Raw genomic sequence first — 19,039 nt, forward strand, 5'->3', positions numbered from 1 at the left:
ACGAGCTTGCGCCGACTCGGCGTTCAGTCGCGGCGCCGGAACCAGACGGTGGCCAGCGGCGGCACCACGATGTCGGCGTGCGCCGGCTGGCCCGACCACTCGCCCTCGGCGGCGGTGATCGCGCCCATGTTGCCCACGCCCGAGCCGGTGTAGGTGTCGGCGTCGGTGTTGAGCACCTCGTCCCAGACCCCGGCCGCGGGCAGGCCCAGCCGGTAGCCCTCGTGCGGGACGGCGGCGAAGTTCGACACGCAGACCAGGTCCGGGCCGGTCGAGCCGCGGCGGATGAACGAGAAGACGTTGCGGCTCGCGTCGTTGGCGTCGATCCACTGGAACGTGCCGGCCTCGTTGTCGCGGGTGAACGCGGCGGGCGTCTCGGCGTACACGCGGTTCAGGTCGCGCACCAGCGACTGGACCCCACGGTGCTCGGGGTGGTCGAGCAGCCACCAGTCGAGCTCGCGGGCCTCGGCCCACTCGGACTCCTGGCCCATCTCCGCGCCCATGAACAGCAGCTGCTTGCCGGGGTGGGCCCACATGAAGCCCAGGTAGGCCCGCAGGTTCGCCAGCTGCTGCCACCGGTCGCCCGGCATCTTGCGCAGCAGCGAGCCCTTGCCGTGCACGACCTCGTCGTGGCTGATCGGGAGCACGTAGTTCTCCGACCAGGCGTAGACGAGCGAGAACGTCATCTCGCCGTGGTGGTAGGACCGGTGCACCGGCTCGTGCTGCATGTAGCCGAGCGAGTCGTGCATCCAGCCCATGTTCCACTTGAAGCCGAAGCCCAGGCCGCCGTCGGACGTGGGACGGGTGACGCCCTCCCACGAGGTGGACTCCTCGGCGATGGTGATCGCGCCGGGCACCCGCTTGTAGACCGTGCCGTTCATCTCCTGCAGGAACTGGACGGCCTCGAGGTTCTCGCGGCCCCCGTGCACGTTGGGCGACCACTCGCCGGGCTCGCGCGAGTAGTCGAGGTAGAGCATCGAGGCGACCGCGTCCACGCGCAGCCCGTCGATGTGGAACTCCTCGAGCCAGTAGAGCGCGTTGGCGACCAGGAAGTTGCGCACCTCGCGGCGCCCGAAGTTGAAGACGTAGGTGCCCCAGTCCGGGTGCTCGCCGCGCGAGGGGTTCGGGTCCTCGTAGAGCGGCGTGCCGTCGAAGCGGGACAGCGCGAACTCGTCCTTCGGGAAGTGCGCGGGGACCCAGTCGACGATCACGCCGATCCCGGCCTGGTGCAGCCGGTCGACGAGGTGGCGGAAGCCGTCGGGGTCGCCGAAGCGGGAGGTGGGGGCGAAGTACGACGTCACCTGGTAGCCCCACGAGCCGCCGAACGGGTGCTCCATCACGGGCAGGAACTCGACGTGGGTGAACCCGAGGTCGGTCAGGTAGGGGACGAGGTGGTCGGCGAGGTCGGCGTAGGAGTAGAGGCCGCCGCCGTGGTGCTTCTTCCACGACCCGAGGTGCACCTCGTAGACCGACATCGCCTCCTGCACCGGCTGCTTGCCGGCGCGCGAGGACATCCACTCCTCGTCACCCCAGGTGTAGGACGACTCGAAGACGACCGAGGAGGTGGCCGGTGGGATCTCGGTGTGGAAGGCCATCGGGTCGGCCTTCTCGCGCCACTGGCCGTCGGAGCCGAGGATCAGGAACTTGTAGCCGGTGCCGCTGCCGACCCCCGGGACGAACAGCTCCCAGACGCCGGACGTGCCGAGCTGGCGCATCGGGTGCTCGCGGCCGTCCCAGTTGTTGAAGGAGGCCTTGACGCGTACGCCGCGGGCCGACGGCGCCCAGACGGCGAACGCGGTGCCGCTGATCGTGTCGCCGAACGGCGTCGTGTAGTGGTGCACGTGCGCGCCGAGCACGTCCCACAGCTGCTCGTGCCGACCCTCGTTGATCAGGTGCAGGTCGACCTCACCGAGCGTGGGCAGGAACCGGTAGGGGTCGTCGAGCTCGGTCGGTGCGCCGTCGTACGCGACGGAGATGCGGTAGTCGGGGACCTCCGCGACGGGGAGCACCCCGCACCAGATCCCCTCGTGCTCGTGGGTCAGCTCGGTGCGGCCGCCGCCGTGCAGGACGGCGACCCCGGACGCGAGGGGCTTGAGCACGCGCACCGTGACGGCGCCGTCGTGGGGGTGGGCGCCCAGGACGGCGTGCGGGTGGCCGTGCTCGCCCCGGACGATCTGGTCGAGCTCGTGGGTCTCGACGGGCTTGGCGGTGGGTGTGGTCATGACACTCCGATCCTCGCCACGGCCTCGAGTGGGATCGCCACCCAGGTCGGACGGTTGCGGGTTTCGTACACGGTCTCGTAGACGGCCTTGTCGGCGACGTACGCCTCGAGCAGCGTCCTCTCGTCGTCGGTCAGGTCTCGCCCGGCATAGGCGGAGAGGAAGGCGTCGCGGTTGCGCGCGGACCACTCGGCAGCGCGGTAGGCGCGCTGCTCGGTGGCGTCCTCCAGGTCATCGCCCCAGGTCCGCTCGACGACCCGCGGGGCGTAGTCGAAGGAGCGGAGCATCCCGGCGACGTCGCGCCAGGGGGAGTCGGGCAGCGACCGCTCGGCGAGCGGCTTGGCCGGCTCGCCCTCGAAGTCCACGATCTTCCAGCCGCGCACGGTGCGCAGCGTCTGGCCGAGGTGGAGGTCGCCGTGGATGCGCTGCACGCGTACGCCGGGGAGGTCGCGCAGTGCGTCGAAGGCGCGTCGCAGGTCGTCGGCGTACGGGCGCAGCGGCGCCACCACCTCGAGCGCGGCGTCCAGCCGCTGGTTCATGGCGTCGGCGAGCGCTCCGAGGGCACCGGCGTCGCGTTCCTCGACCGGGAAGTGCTCGGCCAGGGCGACGTGCGTCTCGGCGAGCGCCTGGCCCAGCCGGGCCGCCTCGGCGGCGAAGTCGCCACCGACCTCGTCGGCGTGCAGGTCGGCCTCGGCGAACAGGTTGCGCACGCTCGCCAGCGCGAGGTCCCAGCCGTCGGTGGCGGTGCGGAGGAACTGCTGCAGCATCGCGAGCTGGAGCACGGCGTCCCGGTCGTCGCCCTCCTGGAGCAGCGCGGGCGTCTCGAGCCACCCGTAGAGCGAGGCGACGTGCGGGGAGCCGGCCCTGGTCAGCACCTCGTGGATGGCGATGTCGGGGTTCACCCCGGGCGTGATCTTGCGGAAGACCTTGAGCAGCGAGTCCTCGCCGAAGGCGACCGAGGAGTTGGACTGCTCCCCGCTGAAGAGGGTGGAGTGGGCCTCGAGGTCCAGCTCGTGGCCGGGCAGCCGGTGGAACGACAGCGGACCTTCCGGCGACTCGGAGAACGAGCGCAGCCAGCAGGCCATCGCCTCGCGGTCGTGCACCGCGTCGTACACGTGGCTGGTCCCGAAGTCCTCGTCGTGCCAGACCCCGACCAGGGCGTGCTCGAGGCGGGACTGAGCGCCGGGGTAGAACGACAGCGGGACCTGGTAGTACTCGTCCTCACCGCCGTCCTCGTAGGAGAGGGTCACCAGGTCGATGGCGACCCGGGGGCCGTCCGCGACGTGACCGGGGACCTCGCCGAGCCGCCGCCCCCCGGTGATGGAGAACGCGCGTCCCTTCCCGCCGAACCAGCGGGCGTTCTCGATGAACGGCTTGAGGGCCTCGTGCGCCTGAGGCGCTGCTTCGGTCACTGCGTCATCCCCTCGTCGGTGTCCGGTGCGGTCAGACGGAACCAGTAGAAGCCGTACCCACCCAGCGTCAGGAGATACGGCAGCTCCCCGATGGCCGGGAAGGGCACGCCGCCCAGCAGCTCGACCGGGACCATGCCCTCCCAGCGCCGCAGGTCCAGCTCGACCGGCTGCGGGAAGCGGGAGAGGTTGTTGACGCACACGATGACGTCGTGGCGGCCGTCGTCGCCCTCGTGCTCGCGGGCGTAGGACAGCACCGTCGGGTTCGAGCCGCCGAGGTCGACGAAGGACCCGAGCCCGAACGCCTCGTGGCGGCGTCGCGCCTGGATCATCCGGCGCGTCCAGTGCAGCAGCGAGGAGGAGTTCTCGAGCTGCGCCTCGACGTTGACGCTCTGGTAGCCGTAGACGGGGTCCTGGATCGCGGGCAGGTGCAGCTTGCCGGGGGTCGCGGAGGAGAAGCCCGCGTTGCGGTCGGGCGTCCACTGCATCGGTGTGCGGACGCCGTCGCGGTCGCCCAGCCAGATGTTGTCGCCCATCCCGATCTCGTCGCCGTAGTAGAGGACGGGGGAGCCCGGGAGCGAGAGCAGCAGCGCCGTGAACAGCTCGATCTGGTTGATGTCGTTGTCGAGCAGCGGCGCCAGCCGCCGGCGGATGCCGATGTTGGCCTTCATCCGCGGGTCCTTGGCGTACTCGCCCCACATGTAGTCGCGGTCCTCGTCGCTGACCATCTCGAGCGTGAGCTCGTCGTGGTTGCGCAGGAAGATGCCCCACTGGCAGCCCGAGGGGATCGGCGGGGTCTGCTCGAGGATCTCCGAGATCGGGAAGCGCGACTCGCGGCGCACCGCCATGAAGATGCGCGGCATGACCGGGAAGTGGAAGCACATGTGGCACTCGTCGCCACCGGACTCGAAGTCGCCGAAGTAGTCGACGACGTCGGCCGGCCACTGGTTGGCCTCGGCCAGCAGCACCTTGCCGGGGTACTTGTCGTCGACGAACTTGCGGACCTTCTTGAGGAACTCGTGCGTCTCGGGCAGGTTCTCGCCGTTGGTGCCGGGCCGCTCGTAGAGGTACGGCACGGCGTCGAGGCGGAAGCCGTCGAGCCCCATGTCGAACCAGAACGAGATCGCGTCGAGCATCGCCTCGTGGACCTTCGGGTTGTCGAAGTTCAGGTCCGGCTGGTGGGAGAAGAACCGGTGCCAGTAGTACTGCTGGCGCACCGGGTCCCAGGTCCAGTTCGACGGCTCGGTGTCGACGAAGATGATCCGCGCGTCCTGGTAGAGCTCGTCGGTGTCGGACCAGACGTAGAAGTCGCCGTACGGCCCGTCCGGGTCCTCGCGGCTGGCCTGGAACCACGGGTGCTGGTCGCTGGTGTGGTTCATGACGAAGTCGATGATCACGCGGATGTCGCGCTTGTGGGCCTCGTCGAGCAGGTGGTGGAAGTCCTCCACCGTGCCGCACTCGGGGAGGATGTTGGTGTAGTCGGCGACGTCGTACCCGCCGTCGCGCAGCGGCGAGGAGAAGAACGGCGGGATCCACAGGCAGTCGACGCCCAGCCACTGCAGGTAGTCGAGCTTCTCGGTCAGCCCCTTGAAGTCACCGGTGCCGTCGCCGTTGGAGTCCCGGAAGGACCGCACCAGCACCTCGTAGAAGACCGCGGTCTTGAACCAGTCCGGGGTGCTGCCGACGGAGTCCGGGAAAGGGTCCCCGTCAGGTGCCGTCGAGTCGTGGAGGTCGATCTCGCGGTCCGTCAACGGGGGCTCCTCACGGTCAGGATGTGGGCGGGTTCGTGGGCCGGGTCGAGCCGCACGTAGTTGTGCTGGCTCCAGCTCCAGTCCTCGTGGGTGATCTCGTCGTGGACCACGAACGAGTCGCCCCAGGACATGCCCAGCGCCGGCAGGTCGAGGTGGACGGTCGTCTCGCGGGTGGCGTGCGGGTCCACGTTGACCACGACGACGACGGTGTCACGGTGGCCGTCGGGCAGCACGTGCGTCTTGCTGAAGACCAGGATGTTCTCGTCGTCGCTGTGGTGGATGTGCACGTTGCGCAGCAGCTGCAGCGCGGGGTGGGCGCGGCGGACCTCGTTGAGCCGGGTGAGGTACGGCGCGAGCGAACGGCCCTCCCGGTCCGCGGCGTCCCAGTCCCGGACCCGGATCTGGTACTTCTCCGAGTCGAGGTACTCCTCGCTGCCGGGCTTGACCGCGACGTGCTCGAACAGCTCGTAGCCGGCGTACACGCCCCAGCTCGGCGAGCCGGTGGCCGCGATCGCGGCCCGGATCTTGAACGCCGCCGGGCCGCCGTACTGCAGGTAGGCGTGCAGGATGTCGGGGGTGTTGACGAAGAAGTTCGGCCGCATCATGTGGTCGGTCTCGGTGGCCAGCTCCCGGAGGTACTCCTCCAGCTCCCACTTGGCGTTGCGCCAGGTGAAGTACGTGTAGGACTGGTGGAAGCCGATCGCGCCGAGGCCGCGCATCATCGGGGGACGGGTGAACGCCTCGGCGAGGAACAGCACGTCCGGGTCGGTGCGCCGGATCTCCTTGAGCAGCCACTCCCAGAAGGCCACCGGCTTGGTGTGCGGGTTGTCCACGCGGAAGATCCGCACGCCGTGCGACATCCAGAGACGTACGACGCGGAGCACCTCGCGGCAGATGCCGGTCGGGTCGTTGTCGAAGTTGATCGGGTAGATGTCCTGGTACTTCTTCGGGGGGTTCTCCGCGAAGGCGATGGTGCCGTCGGCGCGGGTCGTGAACCACTCGGGGTGCGAGGTCACCCACGGGTGGTCGGGCGCCGCCTGCAGGGCGAGGTCGAGGGCGACCTCCAGCCCGAGGGATCGGGCTCGGTCGACGAACGCGTCGAAGTCGTCGAAGTCGCCGAGGTCGGGGTGGATCGCGTCGTGGCCGCCGTGCTTCGAGCCGATCGCCCACGGCGACCCGGTGTCCTCCGGGCCGGGCGTCAGGGTGTTGTTCGGCCCCTTGCGGTTCACCTCGCCGATCGGGTGGATCGGCGGCAGGTAGATCACGTCGAAGCCCATGGCGGCGACGGCGTCGAGACGCTTCGCGGCGGTCCGGAAGCTGCCGCTGGTGACCTTGCCGGTCGCCGGGTCCTGGGTCGCGCCCTCGGAGCGCGGGAAGAACTCGTACCAGCTGCCGTGGAGTGCGCGCTGGCGGTCGGCGTACGCCGGGTAGGGGCCCTCCACCGTGACCAGCTCGCGCAGCGGGTTGGCCGACAGCAGGTCGACGAGCTCCGGCGACTGGAGGGCGGCGAGGCGGGCGCCGGTGGGGCGGTCCTGGTCGTCGGCCGCCTCGATGGCGCCGGCGAGGATGCCGTGGCCGTGCCCGTCGGCGGGGTCGAGGTCGGCCTTGACCCGCTCGAGCAGCAGCCGACCCTCGAGGAACATCAGCTCCACGTCGACGCCCGCGGGGATCTTCACGCCCGCGTTGTGCTCCCAGGTCGCCAACGGGTCCGACCAGGCCTGCACCTCGAAGGTCCACGAGCCCTCGGCGTCGGGGGTGACCCATGCGTCGTACCGGTCCGGGACGTCGGCGTGCTTGACCATCCGCACGGGCGGTCGCCGACGGCCGTCGGGACCGGTCAGGACCACCTCGGCGCCGAGCCTGTCATGACCCTCGCGGAAGACCGTGGCGGAGACCGGGAAGGGTTCGCCGACCGTGGCCTTCGCCGGCTGCCGACCGAGATCGACGACGGGCATGACATTCATGACGGGGATGCGACCGACCATGCCACCACACTTTCGGAATCGCCCCGGGCGACGCAAGCCACCGGGGTTCGGAACGACCAACGGGTGGACTCCTCCGAGAGAGCCCACCCGCTGGTCGAGATCGGGGCGGTCGTACCCCGGTCAGGCGTTCAGTACACCTGCAGCTCCGCGGCGTGCACGATCGAGCCGCGGTCCGAGGCCGACTTGCAGTCGGTGTCGTTGAGCGGGTCGGCGTCCTGCTCGCCGGCGTACCCGGCGAAGCCCGTGCACTGGTTCTCCAGCGCGACCAGCCGGATCGCGGCCGCCCTGGTCCGCGGCACCGCGAAGGACCGCAGGGCCAGGTCGGGCGCAACCGGCCGCGGCCGCATCGCCGGGAAGGCGGCGGGGCCGGAGGTGTAGAACCGCTTCCAGGTGGCCTGGGCGGACCGGCAGTGCCGGACACAGGCCTCCAGGGCGAACCTCCGCAGCGCCGTGAAGCGCGACCCGGAGTCGGGGTCCGGGTCGACCGCGAGGGGCACGTCGGTCGGGCTCGCCGGGGCCGGGTTGAGCATCGCGCTGACGTTCACCCGTCGGACCGTGTGGACGCGTCCGGCCAGGTCGACGGTGACGAAGGGGTGCGTGGCGTCGACGTTGCTCTCGCTCGCACCACCCCAGGCGGTCCGCTCGGTGCCGTCGATCAGGGCCCCGGGGTTGAGCGAGCCGCTGCTCGAGCCGAGCACCTTCGCCCCCGCCTTGCTCGCCGCGAGGTTCTTCGGGGCGTGCACCCGCACGGTCCGGTGCTGGCCCGGCCGCACGGTCAGGGTGAACCGCTCGAAGCCGCGCTTCGGGGACGCGAACAGCAGCCGGTGACGCCCGGGCACGAGACGGAGGGTGTTGTCGAGCTTCGTCCTCCGGGACGTGTCCGCCACCGGGGTGGCCCGCGCCTCGTAGCGGCCGACGTACACCTTGCCGGGCCCGGGGGCCTTGACGGTGACCGTCGCGTTGCGCGCCCTCGGCGAGGCGAAGCTCGGCGTCGGGTCACCCGAGTCGGCGTTCGGCGTCGAGGCGCCTCGGCCCATGCCGCGACGGGCGAACGCGTCCCACATGACCGTCAGGTCCTTGCCGCCGAACCGCATCCGGTCGGCCGCGAGCATGGCGTCGCGGGCGTCGAGCATGGAGGTCGCGCCCTGCTGCAGCAGGAAGGCGTCGAACACCAGCTGGATCCACCGCCGGTTGCCCGGGCACTGGTTCGGGGGGAGCGGGGTGCTGCTGGTGCCGGCCTGCGCGCACCGCAGCTGGAGCCGCTTGTCGGTGTACGGGTACTTCGCGTTCCACTTCTGCACCAGCGCCTGGCGCACCTGCCACTGGGTGCCGTTCCAGATCTCACCGTCCGCGTGGACCTCGACGCCGGTGCTGTCGAACCCGTAGTCGGAGTAGTTCAGGGGGTTGCGGTTGATCGGGTAGTCGCGGATGCCGGCCTTGCGGTTGCCGGTGGCGTACGGGCCGACCACCCACGGGTTGGTGCCGGTGGAGTAGCCGTGGCTGAACATGTACTCCGCGGCGGTGAGGTCGCCCCAGGACTCGCCCATGGCCCCACCCTGCTCGGAGGTGATCCCCTCGTCGGGGCCGCCGATCATCCGGTTGCTGATCGCGTGGGTGTACTCGTGGCCCACCACGCTCATGTCCAGGGCGCCGTCGGTGCAGGGCGAGTAGAACGCGCCGGCGATGGGCTGGAAGAGGTACTGGTTGGTGATGCCCGGGGTGCCGTCCTGCAGGGTGATCTGGTTGGCGTTGTCCCGGCCGAGGTGCGACGGCGCCCCACCGTCGATCGCGCCGGCCTGGGCGTTGCCGGTCTCGAAGTCGCCTGCGACCCCGCCCCGGCCCAGGTTGTCCTGCTGCATGTTGTAGTTCGCCTCGGTGAAGCCGAGGTAGTAGGAGTAGTCGTGCATCCGGTTGTGCGCGACGAACAGGTTGGTCACGGACTGGTTGATGTCGTTGCCGCCCGGCCGCAGCTGGGTCGGGTCGCAGCCGGAGTTGTTCCACGCGTCGGTGAACTCCTGGGTGTACTCACGGGTCGGCGAGACCGGCGCCTGCAGCGTGCCGCCGGGGCTGTCCGGGCTCAGCCACGCCTCGTGGGTGTTGGCGTTGTTGCCGACCGTGGTGAGCGTCGGCTGGCCGGTCTTCACGACCGTGTCCCACGGGCCGGGGGCGGCGACGTTGGCGAAGGGGCCGGTGGGCGTCGTGCAGCTCGCGACGGCCGTCCAGCAGCCGACGACGCTGTTCCGCGGCGCGCTGTCGGGCGACCAGTCCAGGCTCGGGTTGGCGGTGAAGTAGCGCCACAGCGGGGCCGGGAGGGCGGTGTCGGTCCCGGGGCTCGCGACGTCGCTCGAGGTGACCGTGACGGCGTAGTTGAACGGCGGCAGCAGGGGAGTGGTCGGGTCGTCGAACGGGCAGACCTGGACGGCGTACTTGCCGGCCGGGATCGAGTCGGCGGTGTACGACGCGGTCTCCGGGCTGGTGGCGAGGTCGCCGGACGCCAGCAGCTCACCCTGCGGGCCGAACAGCTTGACGACGATGTCGTCGGCGGCGTTGGCCATCACCGCGACGGCGTCGAGGCGGCGGGTCTGGTCGTCGGCGAGCTCGAACTCGTGCCGCGGGCCGCAGTCGGTGGCGGTGGTCTCCCCGGGGAACGGGTGGACGTCGTTCTCGTTGTCGACGCGGTCCTGCAGGTGCAGCACCGAGCCGTCCCGGGCGTCGACCATCGCCGTCCAGGCGAGGGCCGAGCCCCGCGCGACGTCGAGGACGTTGGTCTCGAAGACCGGCCGGACCGAGCCATCGGCCAGAGCGAGGGCCCGGAGCCGGACCTGCTGCTCCTGCGCCAGGCCGGGGACCGAGAACCGGGTCCAGCCCCCGGCGACCTCGGGGTCGACACCGTCGAGGGCGCCGGGGTCGAGGGGCAGGTCCACCGCCTCCGCCGCCGCCCGCCAGGCCTCGAGCGGGCCGAGGGTGGCGGTGGCGGGGGTGCCCGTCGTCCTCGTCAGGGACGAGGACACGTAGGCGATCCGGCCGTCGGCGACGCCGACGGTGACCATGCTGTCGAGCGCCGGCGTGAGGTCGCCGAACCGCTGCCGGAAGAGGACGGCGTGTGCATCGCTCTGCGCGAGGCGCTGGTCGTTGACGAGGTCCAGACCACCGAGCGCGTCCGCGGTGAGGCCGAACACGTCGGCGTGCGCGGTGAGCCACGCCCGGGCCGCCTCGACCGGGTCGCCGGAGGTGGCGGCGCCGAGGCTGCCGTCCGCGGGCAGCAGCGAGGAGGGCGTGCCGAACTGGTTCCAGCGCACGTCGACGGCGCCGAGGCCGGCGGCCGCCTCGCGCTGCGCGAGCGACGGCAGCGCCGTGCCCCGCAGGTCCTGGTCCGCCGGGCCGGGGAGCGGGTCCCCGGGCGTCACCGGCGTGGTCGGGCCGGCCGCAGGTGCGGGTCCGGCGGCGAGGGCGGGGAGCTGGGCCGGGCCGGTGACCAGGGTGGCGGTCAGCGCGACGGCGACAAGAGCGGCGAGTCGGCCGCGGCGCACGGGGCGGGTCGTCATGTGCCGGACAACGCCGTTGGGGTGGGGTTCGTTATGCCGACATCACCTGGTCACGGTTTCGTCAAGGCTTGGATCGATCCAAGAATTAGCGCTACCGTCCTCGGGTGCGTGCAATTCGACGATTCACGGTCCGGCCCGTCCTCCCCGCGGCACTCGCCGCCCTGGGGGACCTTGCCGGCAATCTCAGGTGGTCCTGGCATCCGGAGACGCAGGACGTCTTCGCGGCCGTCGACCCGGTCCTGTGGGAGTCGACCGGGCGGGACCCGGTCAAGCTGCTGGGGGCCGTCGGCCGGGCCCGGCTCGAGGAGCTGGCCTCCGACGAGGCCTTCCTCGGGCAGCTGGCCGCCGCGAAGGCGGACCTCGACGCCTACCTGAGCGGTGACCGCTGGTTCCAGCGCCGCCAGGCCCACGAGGGCCCGCGGGCGGTGGCCTACTTCTCCCCGGAGTTCGGCATCACCGCGGTGCTGCCGCAGTACTCCGGCGGCCTCGGCATCCTCGCCGGCGACCACCTCAAGGCCGCCAGCGACCTCGGCGTGCCGATCACCGGCGTCGGCCTCCTCTACCGGCACGGCTACTTCGAGCAGGCCCTCTCGCGTGAGGGCTGGCAGCAGGAGACCTACCCGGTCCTCGACCCCGACGGCCTGCCCATCTCGCTGCTGCGCGAGAAGGACGGCACCCGTGCCCTGATCTCCATCTCCCTGCCCGACGGCCCCGACCTGCTGGCCCGCATCTGGGTGGCCAGCGTCGGCCGCGTGCCGCTGCTGCTGCTCGACTCCGACGTCGAGGGCAACCCCGAGCACTACCGCGACGTGACCGACCGCCTCTACGGCGGCAACAGCGAGCACCGCCTGCGCCAGGAGCTGCTGCTCGGCGTCGGCGGCGTGCGCGCGCTGCGCGTCTACTCCCGCATCACCGGCGCCCCGGCTCCGGAGGTGTTCCACACCAACGAGGGCCACGCGGGCTTCCTCGGCCTCGAGCGGATCCGCGAGCTGACCGTCGAGGAGGGCGGCCCGAAGCTCGACTTCGACACCGCCCTCGAGGTCAGCCGTGCCTCCACGGTCTTCACCACCCACACGCCCGTCCCCGCCGGCATCGACCGGTTCCCGCGGACGCTCGTCGAGCAGTACTTCAGCGACGCGGGCGCCACCCCGGGCGTCCCGATCGAGCGGATCCTCTCCCTCGGCTCCGAGGACTACGACGGCGGCGACGCGTCGGTCTTCAACATGGCCGTCATGGGCTTCCGCCTCGCCCAGCGCGCCAACGGCGTCTCGCTGCTGCACGGCCACGTCAGCCGCGGCATGTTCAACGGCCTCTGGCCGGCCTTCGACGAGGCCGAGGTGCCGATCGGCTCGATCACCAACGGCGTGCACGCCCCGACGTGGGTCGCCCGCGAGGTGTTCGAGCTGGCGGTGGCGCACGGCGCCGACCGCGAGAGCGACGACCCGGACGCCTTCCTAGGAGTCGTCGACAAGATCCCCGGTGCCGACATCTGGGCTGTCAAGCGCCAGCTGCGCGAGCACCTGGTGGCCGACGCCCGCCGGCGCCTGACCCGGTCGTGGGAGAAGCGCGGTGCGGCCAAGGCCGAGCTCGGCTGGATCGAGAACGCGCTCGACCCCGACGTGCTCACCATCGGGTTCGCCCGCCGGGTGCCGTCGTACAAGCGCCTGACGCTGATGCTGCGCCACCCCGACCGGCTCAAGAAGCTGCTGCTCGATCCCGAGCGCCCGGTGCAGCTGGTCATCGCCGGCAAGTCGCACCCTGCCGACGACGGCGGCAAGAAGCTGATCCAGGAGATGGTGCGCTTCGCCGACGACCCCGAGGTCCGGCACCGCATCGTGTTCCTGCCCAACTACGACATCGCGATGGCCCAGCCGCTCTACCCCGGCTGCGACGTCTGGCTCAACAACCCGCTGCGCCCCTACGAGGCGTGCGGCACGTCGGGCATGAAGGCCGCCCTCAACGGTGGTCTGAACCTCTCCATCCTCGACGGCTGGTGGGACGAGTGGTACGACGGCAACAACGGCTGGGCGATCCCGTCCGCCGACGGTGTCGAGGACCCCGACCACCGTGACGACCTCGAGGCGAACGCGCTCTACGACCTCATCGAGAACGAGATCGCGCCGCGCTTCTACGACATCGACGGCGAGGGCGTCCCCACCCGCTGGCTGGAGATGGTCCGCCACACCCTGAAGTCGCTCGGCCCCAAGGTGCTGGCGACCCGCATGGTGCGCGACTACGTGCGCCAGCTGTACGCACCCTCCGCCGGCATCGCCCGCCAGCTGAACTCCGACTACCACGGTGCCGCCGAGCTGGCCGCCTGGAAGAAGAAGGTGCGCACCGGCTGGGAGGGCGTCCGGGTCGAGCACGTCGAGAGCAGCGGCGTCACCGACGCTCCCGAGGTCGGCGACGTGATGAGCGCCCGCGCGTTCGTGGCGCTCGGCGACCTCTCGCCCGAGGACGTCGCGGTGCAGCTGGTCCACGGCCGCATCGACAGCGAGGACCGTCTCACCGACGTCGTCGTGGACTCCCTGCACGTCGCAGAGAGCTACGAGGGCGGCCGGCACCGCTTCGACGGGGACGTCGTCCTCGACCACAGCGGCGCCTTCGGCTACACGGTCCGCGTGATCCCGCGCAACGACCTGCTCACCTCGCCCGCCGAGCTGGGGGTCATCGCCCTGCCGTAGTGGGTGGCTGAATCACCGGTGCACCGGTGACTCCTGACGTTCTCAGCCGTTGCAACACCTGAGAACATCAGGGACTGGCTGAGAAGAGCTGCTGGAGTGACGCACGAAGGCCGGCCGGACCTCATGGTCCGGCCGGCCTTCGTCGTACGTCGGGGTCAGCCGACCTGGTCGACGAACTCCGTGGTGTAGGTCTTCGACAGGTCGATGTCGTCCTTCTTCGCCTTCACGGTGTCGCTGAACGTGCCGAGCACGTCGAGCACGGTCTCGGGGCCGCCCTCAGGCATCCGGCCGTCGGTGGTGAACATCGGCGAGGAGTCCTCGATCGACTGCTCGTACAGCGCGGGGTCGCCGCCGTTGTAGTCGGTCGGCATCTTCGCGGCGATGTCGGCGGCGTCGTGCTCGCTGATCCACTGCATCGTGTGGGAGAAGGCGTTGACCAGCTTCTGCACGGTCTCGGGGTTGTCCTCCACGTAGCCGCAGTCCATGTACATCGAGGCGGCCGGGTAGAGCCCGCCGAGCGCCTTGCGGGTGCCCTCCTCGGTGCGCATGTCGACCAGCACCTTGCCCAGGCCCTTGGAGACCGCCGTGGCGATGGTCGGGTCGGTGGTCATGCCGGCGTCGATGCCGCCGTTGGACAGCGCGGCGAGGAACGTCGAGCCGGCACCGGCGGTGACCGTCGTGTAGTCGGAGGTCTCGAGCCCGTTCTTCGTGGCGAGGTACTGCGTCAGGTAGTCGGTCGACGAGCCGGGGGAGGTGACCCCGAGCTTCTTGCCGCCGAAGTCCCCGGCGCCGGTGAGGGTCTCGGCGGCGTCGGTGGCGACCACCTCGGCCTCGCCCGGCACCTTCGCCAGCTGGACGACGCTCTCGATGCACTTGCCCTGTGCCTGGAGCGTGATCGTGTGGTCGTAGAAGCCGACGACGCCCTGCACCTTGCCGGCGACCAGGACGGTCTCGGCGCTGGCGCCGGACGGCTCGGTGAGGAGCTTGACGTCGACGCCCTCGTCGTCGAAGTAGCCGAGCTGCTGGGTGAGCATGGCGGGCAGGTAGATCACCTTGTCGATGCCGCCGACCATGATCGTGACCTTCGGGCGGCCACTGGCCCCGTCGCCGCTCTCGGCGCTGGCGCCGCTGCTGCGGCAGCCGGCGAGCGAGGTGGAGGCAAGGGTGACGGTGGCGAGGGCGACGGCGATGCGTCGGGCGTGCTGGTGCATGGTGGTGCGCTCCTTCCCGGGCGGGAGCCCGGACGGACGGGTGTGGGTGTGGGTGAAGTGGGAAGGGAAGGTCAGAGGCCGGCGGCCTGGCCGCTCGCGGGCGGGCGCCACGAGGTCAGCCGCAGCTCGAGCCGGGTGATCAGCCACTCGGCGACCAGCGCCAGCACGGTGGTGATCAGCATCCCGGCGTAGATGCCGGCGGCGTCGAAGTTGCCCTGCGAGTGGTTGATGAGCAGGCCGAGGCCCTTCTCGGCGCCGGTGTACTCACCGACGATGGCGCCGATCAGCGCGAAGCCGAAGGCCACGTGCATGCTGGCGAGGATCCACGACGTGGCGCTGGGCAGGATCACCGAGCGCATCATCGCCCAGCGGCCCGCGCCGAGGATGCGGGCGTTGTCGACCAGGACCTTGTCGACCTCGCGGGCGCCCTGGAAGGCGTTGAAGAACACTGCGAAGAAGACCAGCACGAACGCCGTCGCGACCTTCGACGACATCCCGAGGCCGAACCAGATGACGAACAAGGATGCGAGCACGATGCGCGGGATTGCGTTCGCGCCCTTGATGAACGGCGCGAGCACGTCGGCGACGAACCGGCTGCGCCCCAGAACGACGCCCAGCACGACGCCGGCGAGGGTGCCGATCACGAAGCCGAGCACGGCCTCCTCGAGGGTGACCGCGATGGTGCCCCAGATGGAGCCCTGCGAGCTGCCCTCGGTGAACCAGATGACGAGCTTGTCCCAGATCTGGCTGGGCATCGAGTAGTAGAACGGGTCGATCACCGTGCGGGCGGCCAGCTCCCAGGAGCCCAGCCAGACCACGATCAGCGCGATCCGGACGGCGTGGGTGAGCAGGGTGCGGCGCGACGTACGACGTCGCCGCGGTGCGGGCGTCTCGGCGGGCGCGGGTGCGGTGGTCGGCCCGGCGGGGGCCTGGACGTCAAGCGACACGGGACGCTCCTCTCGTGCGGGTGATCTCGACTTCCTCGCGCAGGCTGTCCCACACCCGCTTGTAGAGGTCGATGAACTCGGGGGTCAGGCGGATCTCCTCGACCCGGCGGGGGCGGGGGAGGTCGATGTCCACGACGTCCTTGACCGTGGCCGGCCCGGCTGTCATGACGACCACCCGGTCGGCGAGCGTGATCGCCTCGGTGAGGTCGTGGGTGACGAACACGCAGGCGGCGCCGGTGCCGGACCAGAGCCGGAGCAGCTCGTCCTGCATCAGCTCCCGGGTCTGGACGTCCAGCGCGCCGAACGGCTCGTCGAGCAGCAGCAGCGAGGGCTCGGTGATCAGCGTCTGGGCCATCGCCACGCGCTTGCGCATGCCGCCGGACAGCTGGTGGGGGAACCGGTCCTCGAAGCCGGCCAGGCCGACCCGCGCGATCCAGTCGCGGGCCTTCGTGTTGGCCTCCGCCTTGGAGGCGCCGCGGTAGCGCAGCCCGATGGCGACGTTGTCGAGGACGTTCTTCCACGGCAGCACCGCGTCGGCCTGGAACATGTAGCCGACGCCGTCGGGGATGCCGGAGACCGGGCTCCCGTGGACCTGGACGGTGCCCTCGGTGGCCGGCTCGAGGCCGGACACGAGGGACAGTGTCGTGGACTTCCCGCAGCCGGTGGGGCCGACGATCGAGACGAACTCGCCCGGCGCCACGGCGAGGGTCACGTCGCGGAGGGCGGTGAAGGCGCCGCCGCTCTTGGTCGGGAAGCGCTTGGTGGCGGCGCGCAGCGAGATCGCCGGCGGGCCTGCGCTCGCCGCACCCGGGGGGTGGGGCGTGGAGGTGATCTGGGTCATGGCGCAGGACCGTATGAGCGAGTGACGGCCGTCACCATCCTTGTGCTGCTTGTGGCCGATCCCCGCACAAAAGACGTTCTGCGCGTTGTGCTCACGCGGTCCCGGGCGTCCTACAGTGACCGGGTGCGCAGCCCCCTCCGAGCGGCCCCCGAGGCGCTCCGCCGGCGCCCCCGGCTCGCTCTCAGCACCCAGGCGATCGTCGCGCTCACGCTGCTGCTGGTCGTGGTGGTGCTCGGGTCCCTGGCTGCGTCGACCGCGGTGCTGCGCGACGACCTGGAGAAGCAGTACGAGCAGCGGGCGCTCGCGATCGCGCGCAGCATGGCGTCCTCGCCGGGCCTGGCGCGGAGGGTGGCGCGGGGGCGGCCCACCGTGGAGGGGCCGGTCCAGCGCGAGGCCGAGCGGGTGCGCAACGCCACGGGCGCGCTCTATGTCGTCGTCACCGACGACGCCGGCATCCGCTTCAGCCACCCGACGCTGGCCAACATCGGCAAGCCGGTCAGCACCAGCCCGGACGAGGCGCTGGCGGGGCACGAGGTGGTCAAGATCGAGCGGGGGACGCTGGGTTACTCCGCGCGCGGCAAGGTGCCGCTGCGTGACGAGGCGGGCGCCGTGGTGGGCGAGGTCAGCGTGGGCATCGCGATCTCGGAGCTGGACCGGGAGACGCACAAGCTCGTGGTGCTGCTCGGCCTGGTGGCGCTGGGGCCGCTGGCGGTCGGTCTGGCCGGCGCGGTGCTGCTGGGGCGCCGGCTGCGTCGGACGACACTGGGGCTCGAGCCGGAGGAGATGGCCGACCTGGTCCGCGAGCACGCGGCGGTGCTCGGTGGGGTCCGGGACGGCGTGCTGGGCGTCGACCCGGACGGGAGGATCACCGTGGGCAACGCCGAGGCGGCCCGGCTGCTGGGCTGTGACCTGCCCCGGGGGGCAGCGCTCGCCGACACCGGAGCAGGCCCCGAGGTGCTCGCCCTCCTCGACGAGGAGCCGCCCCCGACGGGAGCGCTGCGGGTGCTCGGCGGGCGGGTCGTCCTGGTGACCCGGCTGGCGGTGCGCCGCGACCGGCGCGACCTGGGCACGGTCCTGACGCTGCGCGACCGCACCGACCTCGACGAGCTGGGCCGCGAGCTCGAGGCGACCCGCGCACTCACCGACGCGCTGCGCGCGCAGGCCCACGAGCACAGCAACCGGCTGCACACCCTGACCGGGCTGCTCCACCACGGCGACCTCGCCGAGGCGGGGGAGTACCTCTCCGGTCTGAGCGAGTCCAGCACCTGGGTGTCCGGGGTCGACGACCCCTACCTGGCGGGCCTGCTCGCGGCGAAGTCCGCGGCCGCGTCCGAGGCGGGCGTGGCGCTCTCGGTGTCCGACGCCAGCTGGGTGGAGGGCCGGCTGGCGCACCCGCTGGACACGGTGACGGTCGTCGCCAACCTGCTGGACAACGGGATCCGCGCCGCGGCCGAGGGGGTGCGCGAGCCCCGCTGGGTCGCGGTGACCCTGCTCGGCGACGGTGCCGACCTGGTGGTCCACGTCGTGGACAGCGGCGACGGTGTTTCGGAGGCGCACGCGGGCCAGCTGTTCGACCACGGCTTCACGACCCGGCCCGGCGACCTGCCGGGCCACGGCCTGGGACTGGCCCTGGCCCGGCACACGGCGCGGGCACACGGCGGCGACGTACGCCTGGTCGACGGCGGCGGCGACGGCCACGGGGCTGCGTTCGAGGCCCGGCTGGGCGCGGCGCTCGCCGGCCGGGAGGCACGAGAGGAGGGGCTCACATGAGCACAGGTTCCATCCGGGTGCTGGTCGTCGACGACGACTTCCGGGTCGCGCGGCTGCACGCGTCGTACGTCGCGGCCGCCGACGGGTTCGAGGTCGTCGGGACGGCCCACACCGCGGCCGACGCCGTGCGCCTCGCCGAGGAGCTGCGGCCCGACCTCGTGCTGCTCGACGAGTACCTCCCCGACACGAACGGCTCGGAGATCCTGCGCCGCCTCGACGCGGCCGTGCTGATGGTGAGCGCGGCCGAGGACTCCGAGGCGGTACGCCGCGCGCTGGCCGCCGGCGCCGTGAACTACGTGCTCAAGCCGTTCCCGCCCTCGGTGCTGGTCGAGCGGCTGGTCGCGTTCGCACGGTTCTGGAACCTGCTGGGCGCCGGTGCCCACCTGGACCAGCCGGCGGTCGACCGGGCGCTGCAGGCGCTGCGGATGGCCGACTCCCCGGTGGCCTCGGCGCGCAAGGGCCGCTCGCCGGTGACCTCCGAGGCGATCGTCGAGGTGCTGCGCGCCGCCACCGACGCGGTCACCGCGATCGAGGTGGCCGAGGCGACGGGCGTCTCGCGGGCGACCGCCCAGCGCTACCTCTCCGACCTCGCCCGCGACGGCCATGTGCGGCTGACCCTGAGGTACGGCACGACCGGTCGGCCCGAGCACTGCTTCGAGTGGCTGGGCCGCAGGGACTGA

Annotated in this window: 11 protein-coding genes; 3 read left to right on the top strand and 8 right to left on the bottom strand. The window is 71.5% G+C overall.

The annotated features are described in order from the left end of the window. Positions 1 to 23 precede the first annotated feature (23 nt). From glgB to ACZ43H_RS04165, 5 genes are all read right to left on the bottom strand, one after another. Positions 24 to 2,219: a 1,4-alpha-glucan branching protein GlgB gene (glgB, locus tag ACZ43H_RS04145; protein WP_464587989.1), complete on the bottom strand. Its 2,196-nt coding sequence runs from the start codon at positions 2,217 to 2,219 to the stop codon at positions 24 to 26. Then, on the bottom strand, positions 2,216 to 3,628 hold the full coding sequence (locus ACZ43H_RS04150) for a maltokinase N-terminal cap-like domain-containing protein (protein ID WP_464587991.1): 1,413 nt from the start codon (positions 3,626 to 3,628) through the stop codon (positions 2,216 to 2,218). Before ACZ43H_RS04150 ends, glgB begins: the two co-directional genes overlap by 4 nt. After that, positions 3,625 to 5,361: a maltose alpha-D-glucosyltransferase gene (gene treS, locus ACZ43H_RS04155; protein ID WP_464590727.1), complete on the bottom strand. Its 1,737-nt coding sequence runs from the start codon at positions 5,359 to 5,361 to the stop codon at positions 3,625 to 3,627. Before treS ends, ACZ43H_RS04150 begins: the two co-directional genes overlap by 4 nt. Positions 5,362 to 5,372: 11 nt before the next feature. Continuing rightward, entirely contained in the window at positions 5,373 to 7,361 is a 1,989-nt protein-coding gene (locus ACZ43H_RS04160) for an alpha-1,4-glucan--maltose-1-phosphate maltosyltransferase (protein WP_464587993.1), read from the bottom strand. Positions 7,362 to 7,489: 128 nt separating this feature from the next. After that, a complete protein-coding gene (locus ACZ43H_RS04165; protein WP_464587994.1) occupies positions 7,490 to 10,906 on the bottom strand; it encodes a M36 family metallopeptidase in 3,417 nt (1,138 codons plus the stop codon). A gap of 104 nt (positions 10,907 to 11,010) precedes the next feature. Here ACZ43H_RS04165 and glgP point away from each other — a divergent pair, with 104 nt between their 5' ends. After that, positions 11,011 to 13,590 carry an alpha-glucan family phosphorylase gene (gene glgP / locus ACZ43H_RS04170; protein ID WP_464587995.1) on the top strand — a complete coding sequence of 860 codons (2,580 nt, stop codon included), beginning with the start codon at positions 11,011 to 11,013 and terminating at the stop codon, positions 13,588 to 13,590. Between the two features lie 155 nt (positions 13,591 to 13,745). Here the strand turns inward: glgP and ACZ43H_RS04175 are convergent, their stop codons facing one another. The 3 genes from ACZ43H_RS04175 to ACZ43H_RS04185 all read right to left on the bottom strand — a co-directional run bounded on the left by ACZ43H_RS04175 (position 13,746) and on the right by ACZ43H_RS04185 (position 16,589). Continuing rightward, the gene (locus ACZ43H_RS04175) at positions 13,746 to 14,801 is read right to left on the bottom strand and encodes an ABC transporter substrate-binding protein (RefSeq protein ID WP_464587997.1); all 1,056 of its coding nucleotides are present in this window, start codon (positions 14,799 to 14,801) and stop codon (positions 13,746 to 13,748) included. 71 nt (positions 14,802 to 14,872) lie between these two features. Continuing rightward, positions 14,873 to 15,748 carry an ABC transporter permease gene (locus tag ACZ43H_RS04180; protein WP_464587999.1) on the bottom strand — a complete coding sequence of 292 codons (876 nt, stop codon included), beginning with the start codon at positions 15,746 to 15,748 and terminating at the stop codon, positions 14,873 to 14,875. Continuing rightward, positions 15,738 to 16,589 carry an ABC transporter ATP-binding protein gene (locus tag ACZ43H_RS04185; protein WP_464588000.1) on the bottom strand — a complete coding sequence of 284 codons (852 nt, stop codon included), beginning with the start codon at positions 16,587 to 16,589 and terminating at the stop codon, positions 15,738 to 15,740. Before ACZ43H_RS04185 ends, ACZ43H_RS04180 begins: the two co-directional genes overlap by 11 nt. Before the next feature lie 123 nt (positions 16,590 to 16,712). Between ACZ43H_RS04185 and ACZ43H_RS04190 the strand changes: the two genes are divergently transcribed. Further along, a complete protein-coding gene (locus ACZ43H_RS04190) occupies positions 16,713 to 18,359 on the top strand; it encodes an ATP-binding protein (RefSeq protein WP_464588002.1) in 1,647 nt (548 codons plus the stop codon). Beyond that, entirely contained in the window at positions 18,356 to 19,039 is a 684-nt protein-coding gene (locus ACZ43H_RS04195) for a response regulator (protein WP_464588004.1), read from the top strand. Before ACZ43H_RS04190 ends, ACZ43H_RS04195 begins: the two co-directional genes overlap by 4 nt.

The sequence above is a fragment of the Nocardioides sp. DN36 genome (assembly GCF_055380375.1).

What these genes read in the sequence shown, in the direction of transcription:
- ACZ43H_RS04195 (WP_464588004.1), top strand. Translation starts at nt 18,356, where the DNA reads ATGAGCACAGGTTCCATCCGGGTGCTGGTCGTCGACGACGACTTCCGG.
- ACZ43H_RS04160 (WP_464587993.1), bottom strand. Translation starts at nt 7,361, where the DNA reads ATGGTCGGTCGCATCCCCGTCATGAATGTCATGCCCGTCGTCGATCTC.
- ACZ43H_RS04165 (WP_464587994.1), bottom strand. Translation starts at nt 10,906, where the DNA reads ATGACGACCCGCCCCGTGCGCCGCGGCCGACTCGCCGCTCTTGTCGCC.
- glgB (WP_464587989.1), bottom strand. Translation starts at nt 2,219, where the DNA reads ATGACCACACCCACCGCCAAGCCCGTCGAGACCCACGAGCTCGACCAG.
- ACZ43H_RS04185 (WP_464588000.1), bottom strand. Translation starts at nt 16,589, where the DNA reads ATGACCCAGATCACCTCCACGCCCCACCCCCCGGGTGCGGCGAGCGCA.
- ACZ43H_RS04175 (WP_464587997.1), bottom strand. Translation starts at nt 14,801, where the DNA reads ATGCACCAGCACGCCCGACGCATCGCCGTCGCCCTCGCCACCGTCACC.